General features: G+C 67.5%; 17 protein-coding genes and 1 tRNA gene. 10 read left to right on the top strand and 8 right to left on the bottom strand.

Annotated features, from left to right (window positions below):
- Nucleotides 1–4: 4 nt before the first annotated feature.
- A complete protein-coding gene (locus tag ACWEOI_RS18890) occupies nucleotides 5–577 on the bottom strand; it encodes a hypothetical protein (protein ID WP_433672590.1) in 573 nt (190 codons plus the stop codon).
- A 376-nt stretch (nucleotides 578–953) separates the two neighbouring features.
- On the opposite strand from ACWEOI_RS18890, the gene ACWEOI_RS18885 reads away from it, so the two are divergent.
- Nucleotides 954–1,946 (top strand): endonuclease/exonuclease/phosphatase family protein, encoded by a 993-nt coding sequence (locus ACWEOI_RS18885; RefSeq protein WP_452360394.1) that lies wholly within the window; start codon nucleotides 954–956, stop codon nucleotides 1,944–1,946.
- A 97-nt stretch (nucleotides 1,947–2,043) separates the two neighbouring features.
- On the top strand, nucleotides 2,044–3,426 hold the full coding sequence (locus ACWEOI_RS18880; RefSeq protein WP_452360393.1) for a cytochrome P450: 1,383 nt from the start codon (nucleotides 2,044–2,046) through the stop codon (nucleotides 3,424–3,426).
- Here ACWEOI_RS18880 and ACWEOI_RS18875 read toward each other — a convergent pair.
- A complete protein-coding gene (locus ACWEOI_RS18875) occupies nucleotides 3,377–4,333 on the bottom strand; it encodes a terpene synthase family protein (protein WP_452360392.1) in 957 nt (318 codons plus the stop codon). The two genes, ACWEOI_RS18880 and ACWEOI_RS18875, sit on opposite strands and share 50 nt — an antisense overlap.
- A gap of 125 nt (nucleotides 4,334–4,458) precedes the next feature.
- On the bottom strand, nucleotides 4,459–4,683 hold the full coding sequence (locus ACWEOI_RS18870; RefSeq protein WP_357094063.1) for a hypothetical protein: 225 nt from the start codon (nucleotides 4,681–4,683) through the stop codon (nucleotides 4,459–4,461).
- Nucleotides 4,684–5,051: 368 nt separating this feature from the next.
- On the opposite strand from ACWEOI_RS18870, the gene ACWEOI_RS18865 reads away from it, so the two are divergent.
- The 3 genes from ACWEOI_RS18865 (at nucleotide 5,052) to ACWEOI_RS18855 (ending at nucleotide 7,166) form a co-directional block, all read left to right on the top strand.
- Nucleotides 5,052–6,221: a cytochrome P450 gene (locus ACWEOI_RS18865; RefSeq protein ID WP_452360391.1), complete on the top strand. Its 1,170-nt coding sequence runs from the start codon at nucleotides 5,052–5,054 to the stop codon at nucleotides 6,219–6,221.
- A 113-nt stretch (nucleotides 6,222–6,334) separates the two neighbouring features.
- A tRNA-Val gene (locus tag ACWEOI_RS18860) sits at nucleotides 6,335–6,406 on the top strand.
- Nucleotides 6,407–6,566: 160 nt separating this feature from the next.
- Entirely contained in the window at nucleotides 6,567–7,166 is a 600-nt protein-coding gene (locus ACWEOI_RS18855) for a DUF4822 domain-containing protein (RefSeq protein WP_452360390.1), read from the top strand.
- A gap of 69 nt (nucleotides 7,167–7,235) precedes the next feature.
- Here the strand turns inward: ACWEOI_RS18855 and ACWEOI_RS18850 are convergent, their stop codons facing one another.
- On the bottom strand, nucleotides 7,236–7,856 hold the full coding sequence (locus tag ACWEOI_RS18850; protein ID WP_452360389.1) for a TetR/AcrR family transcriptional regulator: 621 nt from the start codon (nucleotides 7,854–7,856) through the stop codon (nucleotides 7,236–7,238).
- A 98-nt stretch (nucleotides 7,857–7,954) separates the two neighbouring features.
- Here ACWEOI_RS18850 and ACWEOI_RS18845 point away from each other — a divergent pair, with 98 nt between their 5' ends.
- Genes ACWEOI_RS18845 through ACWEOI_RS18835 form a run of 3 tightly spaced genes read left to right on the top strand, consistent with a single transcriptional unit; the run spans nucleotide 7,955 to nucleotide 10,994 of the window.
- Nucleotides 7,955–9,319, top strand: a complete 1,365-nt coding sequence (locus ACWEOI_RS18845) for an alpha/beta hydrolase family protein (protein ID WP_452360388.1) — start codon at nucleotides 7,955–7,957, stop codon at nucleotides 9,317–9,319.
- On the top strand, nucleotides 9,316–10,266 hold the full coding sequence (locus ACWEOI_RS18840) for a fumarylacetoacetate hydrolase family protein (RefSeq protein WP_452360387.1): 951 nt from the start codon (nucleotides 9,316–9,318) through the stop codon (nucleotides 10,264–10,266). The genes ACWEOI_RS18845 and ACWEOI_RS18840 overlap by 4 nt, the downstream gene beginning before the upstream one ends.
- A gap of 11 nt (nucleotides 10,267–10,277) precedes the next feature.
- Nucleotides 10,278–10,994, top strand: a complete 717-nt coding sequence (locus tag ACWEOI_RS18835) for an MBL fold metallo-hydrolase (RefSeq protein ID WP_452360386.1) — start codon at nucleotides 10,278–10,280, stop codon at nucleotides 10,992–10,994.
- Nucleotides 10,995–11,160: 166 nt separating this feature from the next.
- On the opposite strand, the gene ACWEOI_RS18830 is transcribed toward ACWEOI_RS18835, so the two are convergent.
- The gene (locus tag ACWEOI_RS18830) at nucleotides 11,161–11,442 is read right to left on the bottom strand and encodes a hypothetical protein (RefSeq protein WP_452360385.1); all 282 of its coding nucleotides are present in this window, start codon (nucleotides 11,440–11,442) and stop codon (nucleotides 11,161–11,163) included.
- A gap of 152 nt (nucleotides 11,443–11,594) precedes the next feature.
- On the opposite strand from ACWEOI_RS18830, the gene ACWEOI_RS18825 reads away from it, so the two are divergent.
- Both ACWEOI_RS18825 and ACWEOI_RS18820 read left to right on the top strand, forming a co-directional pair.
- The gene (locus tag ACWEOI_RS18825; RefSeq protein WP_357285488.1) at nucleotides 11,595–11,819 is read left to right on the top strand and encodes a ribbon-helix-helix protein, CopG family; all 225 of its coding nucleotides are present in this window, start codon (nucleotides 11,595–11,597) and stop codon (nucleotides 11,817–11,819) included.
- Complete coding sequence (locus ACWEOI_RS18820; protein ID WP_452360384.1) at nucleotides 11,816–12,250, top strand: type II toxin-antitoxin system VapC family toxin; 435 nt, start codon at nucleotides 11,816–11,818, stop codon at nucleotides 12,248–12,250. Before ACWEOI_RS18825 ends, ACWEOI_RS18820 begins: the two co-directional genes overlap by 4 nt.
- Nucleotides 12,251–12,303: 53 nt before the next feature.
- Here ACWEOI_RS18820 and ACWEOI_RS18815 read toward each other — a convergent pair whose 3' ends face one another.
- The 3 genes from ACWEOI_RS18815 to ACWEOI_RS18805 form a co-directional block, all read right to left on the bottom strand.
- A complete protein-coding gene (locus ACWEOI_RS18815; RefSeq protein ID WP_452360383.1) occupies nucleotides 12,304–12,963 on the bottom strand; it encodes a GAP family protein in 660 nt (219 codons plus the stop codon).
- A gap of 178 nt (nucleotides 12,964–13,141) precedes the next feature.
- Nucleotides 13,142–13,450 carry a hypothetical protein gene (locus tag ACWEOI_RS18810; RefSeq protein ID WP_357083903.1) on the bottom strand — a complete coding sequence of 103 codons (309 nt, stop codon included), beginning with the start codon at nucleotides 13,448–13,450 and terminating at the stop codon, nucleotides 13,142–13,144.
- A 123-nt stretch (nucleotides 13,451–13,573) separates the two neighbouring features.
- Entirely contained in the window at nucleotides 13,574–14,011 is a 438-nt protein-coding gene (locus ACWEOI_RS18805; RefSeq protein ID WP_452360382.1) for an AMP-binding protein, read from the bottom strand.
- Nucleotides 14,012–14,203: the final 192 nt, after the last annotated feature.

The following is a 14,203-nucleotide window of genomic DNA, read 5'->3' as shown; positions in this document are numbered from 1 at the left end:
GAACTCAGCTGACGGTCGTGGTGGTCAGCGTGGGGGACGGGTTCGGGTAGCACGACGTCGCCACATTGCCGATGAACCCCACCTTGGTCGTCATGGTCATGCCCGGGTTGGCGAAACTGGTCCCCGCGTACTTGCTGGTGATCGGGGTGCCCGGGCTGCCGGCCGTGACATTGATGGTCACCGCCGGCGGGGTGAAGCTGGTGCCGCCCGCGATCGGACCCGGCACGGTCAGAACGACGTTCCCGCCCGAGGTGGACACGGTGCCGGCCACGGTGCCGCCGGAGGCGGTGGCCGAGACCAGCGTCGAGTTCGCCGGGGTCGGGAAGGTCATCTTCAGGTTGCTGATGTTCGTCACGGAGAAGCCCGAGGCCGAACTGGGGACCGTGGAGGAGCCCGGGGTGAGGGTGATGGCCACGGCCGATCCCGACGCCGCCGAGCCCGGCGCGGTGCCGGTGACCGTGGTGGTCATGCTCGAGGTCTGGCCGATGCCGAAGATCGTGCCCTGGCAACTCCAGTTCACGGTGACGGGCGCCGCATTCGCGGGCGCGGCCAAACAGAAAACAGTGGCCAGAGCCACCGGAGAAACAATACCGGCGCGAAGCAGTGTGGAGGCGGTCGTTCTCATAACTAACTCCCGAAATAGTGAAGCAACAGCGCGTTCCCGGTGGGGTGTGCCGCAACTTCAGGGGTTTGAAATGTAACCTGTTCGCATCATGCGGCGGCTGGTATTCGAAATAACGGTTTGGTATCGATGGCCGGTCAGGGGCCAGTTCTGGCAGATCGTTAACTGCAATTAGATATTTACGGTGGAAAGTTAATTTCATCAAGACTTCGACGCCATTCGATCGAACTCGGCGAGTATCCGGCAACAATCTTAATTGTCGGAAATAGGGGCGGTTTTCGTGGATCGGACCGGCATCGCGTAGCGTGATCGGCGAATAGGGGAGGACTGAATGGTCAACGCGTTGGGGCAGCAGCAGGCTGCCGTCGAGCCGATCGCACGCCGCCGCGGCCTGCTCCGGTGGGTGCTGCCGGTGCTCGGATGGCTGCTGCTCGCCGCGGGCGTGGCCGGAATCGGGCTGCACTACAACTCACGGGTATGGGAACCGGCCGTGCTGGCGGCATCGTTCGCGTCGTACCTGATGGTCTGCGCGCTGGTCGCGGTTCTGGTGCTCGGACTGGCCCGGCGGTGGGTGAGCGCCGCGGTGGCCGTCCTGGTCTCGGCCACGGCGCTGTGGTCACAGGCGCCGATGCTGTGGCCGGACGGGAGTGCCCCGCCCGGTACGGATCTGGTGATGATGCAGTCGAACCTGCTGTTCGGCCACGGCTCGGCCGCCGCGGTGGTGCGGGCGGTGCGCGAGCGCGAGGTCGAGGTACTGACCGTCGAAGAACTGACTCCGGAACTCCTGAGCAAGCTCGACGCCGCCGGACTGGCCGACCTGCTGCCGCACCGGTTCACCGCGCCCTCCTCCAGCGCTGGACAGGGCACCGGCATCTTCAGCCGCTATCCCTTGGAGGACGGCGTCAAGTTCGACGGCTTCTGGCTGAACAATCTGCGTGCCACCATGATTCACCCCGGCCGCGGCCCGGTGACGGTGTTCGCGCTGCACCCGATCCCGCCGACGTTGAACGCCGGGGTGTGGGCGCACGAACTCGGCCGCATCCGGGACATCCTCGACCAGACGACGGGCCAGGTCGTGGCCGGCGGCGACTTCAACTCCACCTACGACCACGCCGCCTACCGAAACCTGGTCAGCGGCCGCTACGCCGACTCCGCCGAACTCCTCGGCGTCGGCGCCCTCCCGACCTGGCCGACCGACCGCCGGTGGGGACCGGTGATCGGCATCGACCGCATCCTCATCGCGCAGGGACACGCGGTCGCCCTGTCCTCGTACACGATTCCGGACACCGATCATCGTGCGGTGATCGCGCGACTTCGCCTCTGACCCGAGCGGCCGGCGTTCGGCGGTTTCGCGGTCCGGGCGCAAATCCCCAGCGTAGAATCGCCTTTCGGGAGTGCCTCCGCCAATCCTGGGAGTCGCCATGACATTCCCGTCGGGGATCGCCGCCGTTCCGCATCGACTGCCATTGCTAGGCCATATGGTGACGTTGCTGCGCGACCCGCTCGGATTCCTGAGTTCGCTGCCCGCGCACGGGGATCTCGTGCGGATCGGCCTCGGCCCGGTCGACGCGGTGGCCGTCTGCGATCCGGGTCTGACCCAGGAGTTGTTGCGGCGGGACCGGGTCTTCGACAAGGGCGGGCCCCTGCTGGATCGGGTCCGTGAGGTCCTCGGCGACGGGTTGGTCACCTGCCCGTACGCCCTGCACCGCCGCCATCGGCGACTGGTGCAGCCCGCTTTCCATCCGAGCCGGACCGCCGAGTACGCGGCGGTGATGAGCCGGTGCATCGGAGAGATCGTCGAATCCTGGAACGACGGTCAGGAGCTCGACATGAAAGCCGAACTCCACGCGATGACCTCGGCGGTGACGGCGGCGACGCTGTTCACCCATTCGGCCCCGCAACCGGTCCTGCGGCAGATGCTGCGGGACGTCGACTACGTCGTGCGGATGCTGATGGCGCGCACGCTCTTACCGGCTCCGCTGCTCAAGGTGCCGACCCCGGGCAACCGGGCCTACGAACGTGCGATCACCGACCTGCGTGCGGCGCTGGCCGAGATCATCACCGCGCGTCGGCGGGCGGGGGCCGATCAGGGGGATCTGCTCTCGGCGTTGATCGCCGCACAGGACGAGGATGGGGGCGGGCTCAGCGACCTCGAGATCAGCGATCAGGTCATCACCTTCTTCGTGGCGGGCACCGAAACCACGGCGACCGCGCTCGCGTGGGCGCTGAGTCTGCTCGACGCGCATCCTGCTGTCGCGGAACAGCAACGGGCGGAAGTTGATTCGGTGCTGGCCGGACGGACCGCGAACTATGGCGACCTACCCCACCTGCCGGTGACCGGCCGGATCATCACCGAAACTCTGCGGTTGCGTCCGCCGGTCTGGTTCGTGACCCGCACGGTGGGGGAGGACACCGAACTCGGCGGCCACGCGCTGCCGGCGGGTACCACGGTGTTGTACAGCGCCTTCACCATTCAGCACCGGGCCGACCTGTACCCCGATCCCGAGCTGTTCGACCCGAATCGGTGGGCGACCGCCGGAAGATCCACGGCCCGTGGCGGTTTCCTGGCCTTCGCAGGCGGTGCGCGCAAGTGCATCGGTGAGGACTTCGCCATGACCGAGATGACGCTGGCGCTGGCGACCATGACCGCCCGCTGGCGATTGCATGCCCTGCCCGGGACCGATGCTCGACCGGCACTGTCAGCGACCTTGCAGCCCCGAGGGCTGCGGATGCGCGTCAACTCCGCGGTCTCGGCTACTCCTGAGCGCCGAATGGAAGCCGGGAATACCGACCGGACTTCATGATCCAGGCGATGTGCCCGCTGACCCACTCGCAGACGCCACGACTGAAGTCGGCGGCCGGAGTATCCGGGAATTGCGCGAATCCTTCCGACTCCGCCACCAGAGTCCGCATCCGGGAATCCCGGAGCTCCAGCACCAGTGCGCTCGCGGCGGCGATGTCGGGCGTGCCGTGCAAGGCCGCCGCGGTGATCCCGTTGATCGGAAACTCCTCGCCGGGACCGCTTTCCCGGGCATACGACAGCAGATCGTTGTCGAGGTCGGCGAGATCGGCGGCCGCCTTCACCAGCTCGGTCATCCGGTCGCCGCACATGACCTCCGCGGGGACCTCGCGGCCCAGACTGATGTCGGTCAGCATGAGGCACGCTACATTCGCTCCGCCCAGCCTGCGCAGGTGGACGTAGGAGTTCAGCGGCGGCAGGGATCCGGCCTGTCGCCGCCCCGCCTCCCAGAGTTTGGTGAGCAGGTACTTCTCGGTGTCGTCCGCCCAGCGGCGGCGCTGGACCGGGGAGCCCATTGCCGCGACCCGGCCGTTCAGGTCGCGCAGCGCTCGCGCGACCGGCAGCACGGGGTTGTCCGCCGGGGATTCCAGCACGTGGACGAGGTCGCCGATGATCGAACTGAATTCGACGGGGTCACTGCCGATTCGGTTCGCGTCGCAGTACAGATCGTCGAACGCGAACAGCCAGGTGATGAAGTCGGTCGCCAGCTGCGTGCCCTCGCGGGTTCCCCGGGGATAGGTGTAGGACCCCAGCGCGGCCGGTGCGCCCGAACGGAATTCGGCTCGCCGGTGCGGCGGCAGCACGTGGTGCGCGTCGAGCCAGGCCATGCTGTCGGCTTCGATCCGCGTCAGCATCGGATGCACCGAGCTCTCCAGTGGACACCACAATTCCCGATCGCCGACGGCTGTCATCGCGGACTCCCCACAGACTGGACGGGCAGTTCGAATGCCAGTCGCACTCATGATCCACGATCAGGGTTCCGTCGACAGGCGAAATGGCCGGTCCGCCAAGTGGACCGGCCATTCGCGTCACCGGGTCAGCGATGCTGGAGCTTGCGCTTCATCTCCTTGTCCAGGCCCTGTGCGTCCGACCGTGCCTGCTGGGCTTCCCGTTTGATGCCGGCGCCCAGGCGGTCCATGTCGCGCCGGGCGTCGTCGGCCATCTGGTCCATGTCGGATTCCATGCGCTGCGCCTGGCCCTTCATGCCCTTCTTGGCCTTGTCGGCGATCTGGCTGGGTTTTCGGCCGTGCTTGCTAGACATTCCAACCTCCGAATTGGTAGGTCTCGGGTCCGAACTGAAGGAAAAAGGGACGCGTCCGCGTCCGCCGAATCTCCGAGCGCTGTCGACCGGCGTTCACCAACCGGGCGGGAACGCCGACAGCCGGGATATCGCAGCAATTGTCGAGCAACAATTGCGCCTCGTAGAGCCTGCTCCTGCGGCTCGCCGCTGTCAATCACTTTCGCGAAATCGGTCTCTGAGCGCGGGGTCGTCGAAACGGCGCGCACCGATGCGGCCGCGTCGGTAGTGTTGATCTTCCGCATCCGGATGTGCGCTGTTCGGCGGCGGTGGAGTGTTGCGCACCGTGTGAAGTGGGTTCGATGTCAGAGCAAGTCGGTACGCGCGTACCGATGTACACCCCCGAGTTCGCCGCCGACCCGCATCGGGTCTATCGCGAGATGCGGGAGCAGTACGGGTCTTTGGTTCCGGTGGAGCTCGCGCCGGGGGTGCCGGCCACGCTGGTGGTCGGATATCGCACGGCGGTAAGGATTCTCAACGATCCCGAACGGTTCCCCGCCGATCCGCGGGCCTGGCAGGCGGGCGTGCCCGCGGACTGCCCGGTGCTGCCGATGATGCAGTGGCGGCCGAATGCGTTGCGCAACGCGGGATCCGAGCACGCGCGGTACCGGCAGGCCAATACCGCCGGGCTCGCCGGCATCGACCATTTCGGGTTGCAGGGCACCGTCGAGCGGGTCGCGGTGTCGCTGATCAACTCGTTCTGCGCGGCCGGATCGGCGGATCTGGTGCGCGACTACGCTTTTCCGCTGGCCTTCCAGGTGCTCAACACCCTGCTCGGATGCCCGGTCGAGATCGCGGCGCAGGCAGCAGAGGGGTTCCGCGCCATCTTCGAGGGCGTCGGCGCCGAACACGGCAACAAACTGCTCATCGACGCCCTGCTGCGGCTGACACACCACAAACGCGCCCACCCCGCCCAGGACGTCGCCACCCGCATTCTGCACCACCCCACCGGCCTCACCGACACCGAGATGGTGCACCAGCTGGCCACCCTCTACGGCGCGGGCATCGAGCCGCAACAGAACCTGATCGTCAACACCCTGGTCCTGCTGCTCCTCGACGACCGCTTCCGCGGCAGCGCCCTCGGCGGCAGCCTGTCCACCCGCGACGCCCTCGACGAAGTCCTCTTCAACGACCCGCCGATGGCCAACTTCTGCATCAGCTTCCCGCCCCAGCGGGTCCTCATCGACGACACCTGGCTCCCGCCGCACCAGCCGGTCGTCATCTCCATGGCCGCCTGCAACACCGACCCCACCATCCGCGGCGCCGGGTTCTCCGGCAACCGCTCCCACCTCGCATGGGGCGTCGGCCCCCACGCCTGCCCCGCCAGCTCCCTCGCCTACCTCATCGCCCAGGAAGCCGTCGACCAACTCCTCGACGCCCTCCCCGAACTCCACCTCGCCGTCCCCGCCCCCGAATTGTCCTGGCGCCCAGGCCCCTTCCACCGCGCCCTCCTCGCCCTCCCCGTCACCTTCACCCCCACCCCACCCCTCCCCGAACGCTGACCTCCCCGCCACCCGGGCGTCGATTTGGCAAACAGGCGGGGTAACGCGCTAGTGTTGTCTCACTCCGACACGGGAAACCCCGAGCTGGACAGCCGCTTCGGCGGCGAGACCCCGGTTCTATAGCTCAGCGGGAGAGCACTCGCTTCACACGCGAGGGGTCGCTGGTTCGATCCCAGCTAGAACCACCGAATGTCGAGCCCCGGATCACTGATCCGGGGCTCGATTTCTTTTGCGTCCCAGCGCCCGCACTGTTGTCCAGGCGTTCGGGCGTCAACCCATCAGCGCGTCCAGGTGTAGCCGATCGGTTGATGCGGGAGCCGCGGCCCGATTCGTAGCGTTGAACATGTGAACATCACCTCGCTGATCTCCCGCCGCACCGTCGTCGCCTCCGCCCTCGTGGCCGCCACGGTGGGTGTTCTCCCCGCCGCCGCCTTCGCCGCTCCCGAGGCCCCGGGCATCACCGCGGTCGCCCAGGACGAGGCCTCGCCGTCCGCCGTGCTGGCCTCCACCCCGTGGAAGACCACCGACGCCCTCGACCAGAACGGCAACCGCGTCCCGCTGGACAACCCGGCCGTCTCCAACTTCGTCGGCTGGGCCTACTTCAAGGCCGACGGCACGTTCACCATGTACAACCTGAACGACACCCCGAAGATGCACGGCGACTGGACCGTCGCCCCCGACGGCTCCTCCCGCTGGATCGCCGCCAAGAACGACGCCGGCGCCGTGCTCTTCACCCGCGTCGTCCCCATCATCCAGCTCGACAAGCACGCCTTCACCTACCGCGTCACCCCCAACGCCGCCGACCCGAGCGTCTACTACGACATCGTCCACACCCCCACCAACCACGCCGAGCCCGGCACCGACGACCGCGGCCCCGGCGCCAACGGCACCCAGGGCAACCAGGGCGAGGGCGGCTACCACCACAACAACGGCAACCAGCACTGATCTGCTGCCGCACACCACGAACCCGGTCCCTCCGACAGGAGGGGCCGGGTTCGTCGTCTGTCGGTGCGTTCAGGTTCGGCGGGCGCGCTTCGCGGGCGCGCTCCGCATCGCGCCGATGACGTGAGTGACCAGGCTGTCGACGAAGGCGGCGTCGGCTGGATGGCGGGTCAGTAGGTGGCGGAAGTGGATTGGGGCGATGAGTAGTTCGATGGCTTGGCGGGCGTCGGTGTCGGGTGGGAGTTCGCCGCGTTCCACTGCGCGTTCGACGATCTGTTGGTTTGCGCGATATCTGGTTTCCCAGAAGGTGTTTCGGGCCTCGGTGATTTCCTCGGAGTCGGTGACGTAGGCCAGGGCGCGGGCCAGGCTGTCGCCCAGGGGGGTTTCGAGGTAGCTGATGAGGGCGGTGGCGAAGGCGGTGAGGTCGCCGTGGGCGGTGCCGGTGTCGGGGAGGGGGAGCGTGCGTTCGCTGGCGGTGAGGAGGACGTCGAGGACGAGGTTCTCTCGGGTGCCCCAGCGGCGGTAGATGGAGCTGTCGCGGACTCCGGCGCGGCGGCTGATATCGGGGATGCCGACGTTCTCGACGCCCTGCTCGGTGACTGCCTCGAGAACGGCTCGGTGGACGGCCTCGGTGACCTTGGCTGCTCGGCCTCCGGGGCGGCGTTGCGGCGCGGCGTTCTCGGGTTCGGTCATAGGGATATTTAAAGCAGAGTCTCTTGCTTTTAGCCAGTAGCCGTGCCTACGCTCACAAAAGCAGAAAGTTCTGCGAATTGCTGGAGTGGAGGCACGCAATGACGTCGTTGCTAGAACTGGGGAAGCGGGTGATGGTCAGTGCTCGAGCGATCACCCACACCACCGAACGGGCAGCTCAGCGGGTGGGTGTGGCGCCAATTCTGCCTCGCCTGTTCGCCGACCGGTTCACCTTCCTGGGTGGGATCCCGGCGGAGGAGTTCCGCACCCAGCTGGCCGGATGCCGCTCCTTCGACGACGCCCGCTGGGCCGGATACTGGGAAGAAATCGCCGGCGTGCACTTGGCCCTGGCCGACGCGGCTCTCTTGCGGCTGGGTGGACCTCGGGCCGAGCAACTGGCCGATCCGAGTGCCACCGTCGACCTGCGCGAGCTCGGTGAACTGCTCGCGCCGGCGGTGACGATCCTCGCCGACCGGGGGACGGTCGCCGATCCCGCGGCGGTAGCGCGCTTCTGCGCCGAGCATCCCGAGGACGCCGACGCCGCGATCGCGCTGGGCGAGTTGATCACGGCGCTCGTGTACGAGTTCGTCGCCGCGTGGCCGGGGTGGACTCCGCGGCGGCTGCGCGCCTACGAGCGATCCCACCGGTTGTGCGAGGTCCTGGTTCTCGCCCTCGCGCCCGCGATGGGCGTGACCATCGAGGTGGTGCGCATCCCGGTCGGGGACGGCGAACAGGTGCGAGGTCTGCTGGTGCTTCCGGCCGGATCGGCGACTCCCGTCCCCGCGGCACTGGTCACCAATGGGCTCGAAGGCACGATCGCGGAACTGCTCATTCCGATGCTGTCACAGCGGGATTCGGGTATCGGACTGTTCGTGATGGAGATGCCCGGCACCTACTCCTACCGCCGACCGCTCTCGACCGCGTCCGAGCATGTGTACTCGAAGGTCATCGACTACCTGGCCGCCGAACCGCGGATCGACGCGGACCGGATCGGCATGGTGGGCTTCAGCTTCGGCGCGTACTGGTCGACGCGCATGGCCGCGGTCGACGACCGGATCGAGGTCGCGGTGTCCAACGGTCCGCTCACCCACCACAGCTTCGGCGGGCGCAACTCGATCGGCATGTCGGAGATCATGATCTCGACCCTGGCCTCCACCACCGGCGCCCGAAATCCGCTGGAACTGTCCGGAGAACTCGCGAAACTCTCACTCGCACAGCACTATCGAGACATCGCGATACCGATTCTCGTCATCAACGGCACCCACGACACCCTGGCCGCCACCCAGGACTCGATCGATATCGCGGCCCACGCGCCACACGGAATGCTGGCGCTGTACGCGGGAGACGATCACTGCGCCATGGGCCACGCCCCACTCTGGTCCGAGCTCACCACCCGGTTCCTCCGCGAGCACCTCCTGACCTCCAGCCCGACTGTCGAACCCGAAGCGAAGGCGACAAAACGATGACCCTCTCGACGACCCTGCCACGCATCCGGCGGATCCTCGATCGCGGCGCACACCGCATCGACACCCAGATCGACTCCGGCGACGGCTGGCACCGAATCGACGAATCCGGCAGCGGCAGCGCGGTTCCCGTGATCCCGTCCGTGTTCTCCACCGACTTCGAGATCGCGCGCTACGACGCCCTCGGCCTGGCCGACGGCGCCACGGTCCTCCCGGTGTGCCCGCCCTCGTTCCGCGACTTCATGCTCTTCGAGCAACACGCCGTGGACGCCGCCCGCGGCCTGACCAAGCGTTTCATGCCGTCCGGCTACCGGATCGCGAAGCTCTACGAGGCGGTCACTCGCCGCACCTTCCCGCCGTTCCGGCCCCACTCGCTGTGGTACTCCCAGCCGATCTACTACACGTCCAACGCCCTGACCATCGTCCCGTCCGGGGTTCCGGTCGCCGCGCCGCCGTACACCCGCGCACTGGATTTCGAGCTCGAACTCGGCGTCGTGCTGGGTGAACCACTGCGGGACGCCACCGTCGAGCAGGCCGCGGCCGCCATTGCCGCGGTCGTCGTGGTCAACGACTTCTCCGCCCGTGACGTGCAATTGCCGGAGATGCGTTCGGGTTTCGGGCCGCAGCGGTCCAAGCATTTCCTCACCTCGATGTCGGCGACCGCTGTCTCCGGACCCGCCGTCGCCGACCGGCTCGACCGTCTCACCGCTTCGGTCACCATCAACGGGAACACCGTGTCGCGCACCGGGACTCACGGCATGCGCTACTCGATGGCCGAGGCCGTCGCACACGTGTCGCGCGGCGAGCAGCTCTATCCGGGCGAACTCCTCTCCAGCGGCACCCTGCCCGGCGGCAGCGGCATGGAACTGGGCCGCTGGCTGGAACCCGGCGACGACCTGCGCCTGGAAATCGACGGCATCGGGGTCGTCGAACACCGCATCGAGAAGTAGGCGAGACGCCCATGCGGATCGATCAGGTTTCCGACTCCGTCTACGCGGTGGCCGGAACGAACGTCAACTGGGCGTTGATCAGTGATGGCTCCGGCGTCACGCTCATCGACGCCGGATACCCCTCCGACACCGACGACGTGCTCGCCTCGGTGACCCGGATCGGCCATCAGCTCACCGATATCGCCGCCGTCCTGATCACCCACGCGCACCTCGACCACATCGGCGCGATCCCCACACTGGTCGAACGAGTCGGCATGCCCGTCTACACCGGCCGCGAAGAGGTACGCCACGCCAAACGCGAGTATCTGCAACAGATCGGCGCGGCCGGGATGCTCCGCCAGCTCACCACCGGCCGCGGCCGCCGCTGGGTCGCCCACACCCTGCGAGCGATCAACGGGCACCTCGGCATGACGATCCCGACCGCCACCACCGCCGACGCCGAGACCCTGGCCGCCCTGCCCGGCGGCATCGTCGACGTGCCGACTCCGGGCCACACCAGCGGTCACACGAGCTATCTCCTTCCCTCCGAAGGAGTCCTGTTCTCCGGCGACGCCCTGGTGACCGGACATCCACTCCTCGCCGACACCGGGCCGCAGCTGCTGCCGTCGGTCTTCAACCATGACGAAGCCTGTGCCCGCGAGAGCGCTCGCCAACTCGCGGGCCGGTCCGCGGGCATTCTCGTCCCCGGCCACGGCGAGCCGATGGTGCTCGGAAAGGTGAACAAGTGAGCAAGGTATGGGCATCGGCGGCCGATCACCGACCTCGCTGTCATCGACATCCGTGACAGCACGTTGATCGTGCGGGAATTGGCACCGGGCGTCGGTGCGGGACAAGTGCAGTCCGCCACCGACGCCGACCTGACCTTCGAGCTCGAAACAGGCGTTCCCGCCTGATTCAGTTGGTCTTGCACAGCCATTCGGTGCCGTAGTGGGCGGCGTTGCCGCCGTCGAGGTGCACCCAGGTGCCGCGACCGTCGTCGCAAGGCTCGCCCTGGACGTGAGCCGGAGCCGGGGGCTGCGACGGCTTCACGCCCGCGCTGCCGGTGAAGAGGCCGTCGGGCAAGGGGATCGAGATTCCGGGAATCGGCTGCCAGGTGTCCGCGCTGGCGGTGGCGGTGGCGAAGAACGGGACGGTGACCGCGGCCCCCACTGTCAGTACTGCTGCGAAACGCTTCACTGGCGACCTCCTGGCCGATGGATCATCAACACTTGGACACCTGATCTATATGTAGCCGATCGATAACTATTACAGCCTTGTCGGGCTGTGAATCGCGAGGTGATCGGATCCATGTTCCGCGCAGGTGGTATCACGGGTGGTATCGTGACCGTATGGCCTGGACGATGCGTTTTCCCAGCGATGAAGAGGCCGCGCTGGAAGCGCAGGCCGAGGCCGAGGGGCGGTCGAAACACGAGATCACACGAGACGCTGTGCGGGAGTACCTGATGCGGCATCGGCAATGGGATGAACCATTGGTCGAGGATGAGGACACCTTCGATATGGGTGGTCCGATCGGTAAGGACGACATCCACGATGCGATGAACCGGCCCGCATGATCGTTGTCGCGGATACCTCGGGCCTGCTGGCGCTGTTCAATCGCACCGATCCGGAGCACTTCGCGGTGCGACGTGCGGCAGATGCCGCCAGTGCGCTGGTGGTGAGCCCCTTGGCATTGACCGAGGTTCATCATGTGGCGAGTGTTCGTGCCGGGCGTAAGGTCGCCGACGCCGTGCTGGGCAAACTGGCCGATCGAATCGCCGCGACCCGAGTCGTTCTCGGGGAAATCGGATCGGCACAGTTGCGTTCGGCCTTGGAAATCCGCTCCACGTACAGCGACCTCGATCTCGATATCGTCGATGCGACCTGCGTCGTGCTTGCCGACCATTTCGACACCGACCGCATCCTGACGTTGGACCGCAAGGACTTTCGTGTGCTCCGCCCCGTGGGTCGGTACCCGGCTTTCCGGATTCTGCCCGACGACATGTGAGCATGCACAGGCGCTCGGCGACTTCGTCGTCGATGCGCGCAAGGTGATCAGGTTTACAGGCCCGCGAGGCCCTTGCCGACGACGGTGGCGCCCATGATCAGGAGCACCACAGCCATGACCTGGGCGTTGTAGGTCTGTAGCCAGGATTTCGTTTGGTCGAGCAGGCCGCGCATGCGGTCACCGGCGATGGCGTAGGCCAGGACCGGGCCGAGGACCGTCGAGGCCGCCAGGATGGTGAAGGCGACGACGGTGATGGTGGATCCGCCGCCGCTGAGGCCGCCCGCGCCGATGGCCGCGCCGGCGGCCAGGCACAGCATGAGGTTCTTCGGGTTGACGGCGGCCAGGGCGGCGCCGAGACCCGCGGCCTTGACGGTGGTGAGGCCGTCGATGGCGCGCATCCACGCCGGTTGCTCGGTGTCGGTGCGGTGCTGCCATTGGCGGAGGGCGAGTATGAGCAGGACGGCGCCGAGGCCGATCTTGATCCAGGAGACGGTGGCGGAGGGCTGGCCGTGGTGGCGTCCGCCGAGCGCGTCCGCCAACAAAGAGGCCACGACGGTCACCGCGAGAATACCGGTGACCCAACCGGTTCCGAAACCGATGCTGGCTTTGCCCGCGTTCTTCGACAGCAGCATGAGGATGCCCGCGATGATCGGGATGGGGGAGATCGCGACGCCGACCGCCAGGGGCAGGAGTTCGCCGAGTACAGAGGTCATGGGGATCAGCTCGCCTTCCGGATCGACCGAAATTGCTGTCGCGTTGCTATGCCCTCTTCACGCTAAGTCGAGACGGCCGCAATATCGGACATTTCAGCCGTGCTCGGTCGCCTGCGAAACACTTCGGGCCGGGTCACCGTCGTGACCCGGCCCGAAGTGTGCTGCGGACAGCGGAGGACTAGCCCCGGCCGCAGATGCCGTTGAGCAGGACGCCCATGGAGCTGATCTGGGCGACGTCGCCGTTGGCGAGGGCGTTGGCGAAGTTGTCGATGGCGGTGCGCTCGTCGCCCGAGGCCTCGATGGCGCGCAGGCGGTCGGCGACCTCGCGACGCTGCTGGGGGCTCGGGCCCAGCGAGCCGTAGCTGTTGTAGATGTCGCCGGCGGTCTGGCAGGCGGGGGACAGCGCGCTGGCGGTGCCGGCGGGGAGGACGAGCATCGCGCCGATGGCGCTGGCGGCCAGGAGGGAAGCGGGCAGGATTTTGCGCATACGGTTACTCCTCGAAGCAAGGTTCGGTTTATCGGCTCCGAGTCTGCCTGATGGCCGGGCGAATACGATCATCCGCCGCCCGCCAGTCGGCGAGGTTGGCGGATTCTGGCCGTGGGGTCGGGTTCACCGGCGGCCCGCCGCATCCAGTTCGGCCGCTGTCAGGGGCGTGTCCGAGGTGCTGCGGTACTTCCGCAAGGTCGCCGGTTCGTCGAGAACGAGCCAGGTGACCGCGTCGCTGAGCCCGCCGCGCCGCGCCCACACGGTCACACCCACCGCCGGGGTGCGCGCGCCGGACGACACGCGGGCCCCGATCTTGTCGAGGGCGTGGCGGACCGCGGTCGATTCCAGCTCGGGCAGCCCGGCCAGGGCCACGAACCCGCCCGGCCGGGCACCCATCCGCAACAGCATGCGGGCGAGCCGGTTCGACCAGCGGTCGAGGTCCGCGGAAGTGAGCGAGACGCCGCCGACGGAGGCCACCACCCCGTTCGGGGGCGAGCGCCTCTCGGGCGGGTCGATGGTTGGGGTGGCGGCCGGGGTGCGCGGGGGCATCGTCGAACGCATCGGAAATCCTCTCGAGTCGTTGAATCCACCACTCGTACAGTTGATTTCATGCCGAATTGGCCGCCTACCGGTGCGACCCGCCGACCCACTCCACGCTAGGCAGGCCCGAACCGGGCGTAAACCCCGATCGGGCGACCCTATTCTGTGCCCGCACTCGCCGGTGTCGGTCCGGAGGGCAATACAAAACGGCAG

Source organism: Nocardia sp. NPDC004340 (assembly GCF_053602575.1).
The sequence above is the reverse complement of the archived record's forward strand: the minus strand, read 5'-3'. Positions and strand labels throughout refer to the sequence as shown.

What these genes read in the sequence shown, in the direction of transcription:
- ACWEOI_RS18885 (WP_452360394.1), top strand. Translation starts at nt 954, where the DNA reads ATGGTCAACGCGTTGGGGCAGCAGCAGGCTGCCGTCGAGCCGATCGCA.
- ACWEOI_RS18810 (WP_357083903.1), bottom strand. Translation starts at nt 13,450, where the DNA reads ATGCGCAAAATCCTGCCCGCTTCCCTCCTGGCCGCCAGCGCCATCGGC.
- ACWEOI_RS18805 (WP_452360382.1), bottom strand. Translation starts at nt 14,011, where the DNA reads ATGCGTTCGACGATGCCCCCGCGCACCCCGGCCGCCACCCCAACCATC.
- ACWEOI_RS18875 (WP_452360392.1), bottom strand. Translation starts at nt 4,333, where the DNA reads ATGACAGCCGTCGGCGATCGGGAATTGTGGTGTCCACTGGAGAGCTCG.
- ACWEOI_RS18840 (WP_452360387.1), top strand. Translation starts at nt 9,316, where the DNA reads ATGACCCTCTCGACGACCCTGCCACGCATCCGGCGGATCCTCGATCGC.
- ACWEOI_RS18870 (WP_357094063.1), bottom strand. Translation starts at nt 4,683, where the DNA reads ATGTCTAGCAAGCACGGCCGAAAACCCAGCCAGATCGCCGACAAGGCC.
- ACWEOI_RS18815 (WP_452360383.1), bottom strand. Translation starts at nt 12,963, where the DNA reads ATGACCTCTGTACTCGGCGAACTCCTGCCCCTGGCGGTCGGCGTCGCG.
- ACWEOI_RS18820 (WP_452360384.1), top strand. Translation starts at nt 11,816, where the DNA reads ATGATCGTTGTCGCGGATACCTCGGGCCTGCTGGCGCTGTTCAATCGC.
- ACWEOI_RS18845 (WP_452360388.1), top strand. Translation starts at nt 7,955, where the DNA reads ATGACGTCGTTGCTAGAACTGGGGAAGCGGGTGATGGTCAGTGCTCGA.
- ACWEOI_RS18880 (WP_452360393.1), top strand. Translation starts at nt 2,044, where the DNA reads ATGACATTCCCGTCGGGGATCGCCGCCGTTCCGCATCGACTGCCATTG.
- ACWEOI_RS18865 (WP_452360391.1), top strand. Translation starts at nt 5,052, where the DNA reads ATGTACACCCCCGAGTTCGCCGCCGACCCGCATCGGGTCTATCGCGAG.
- ACWEOI_RS18850 (WP_452360389.1), bottom strand. Translation starts at nt 7,856, where the DNA reads ATGACCGAACCCGAGAACGCCGCGCCGCAACGCCGCCCCGGAGGCCGA.
- ACWEOI_RS18825 (WP_357285488.1), top strand. Translation starts at nt 11,595, where the DNA reads ATGGCCTGGACGATGCGTTTTCCCAGCGATGAAGAGGCCGCGCTGGAA.
- ACWEOI_RS18835 (WP_452360386.1), top strand. Translation starts at nt 10,278, where the DNA reads ATGCGGATCGATCAGGTTTCCGACTCCGTCTACGCGGTGGCCGGAACG.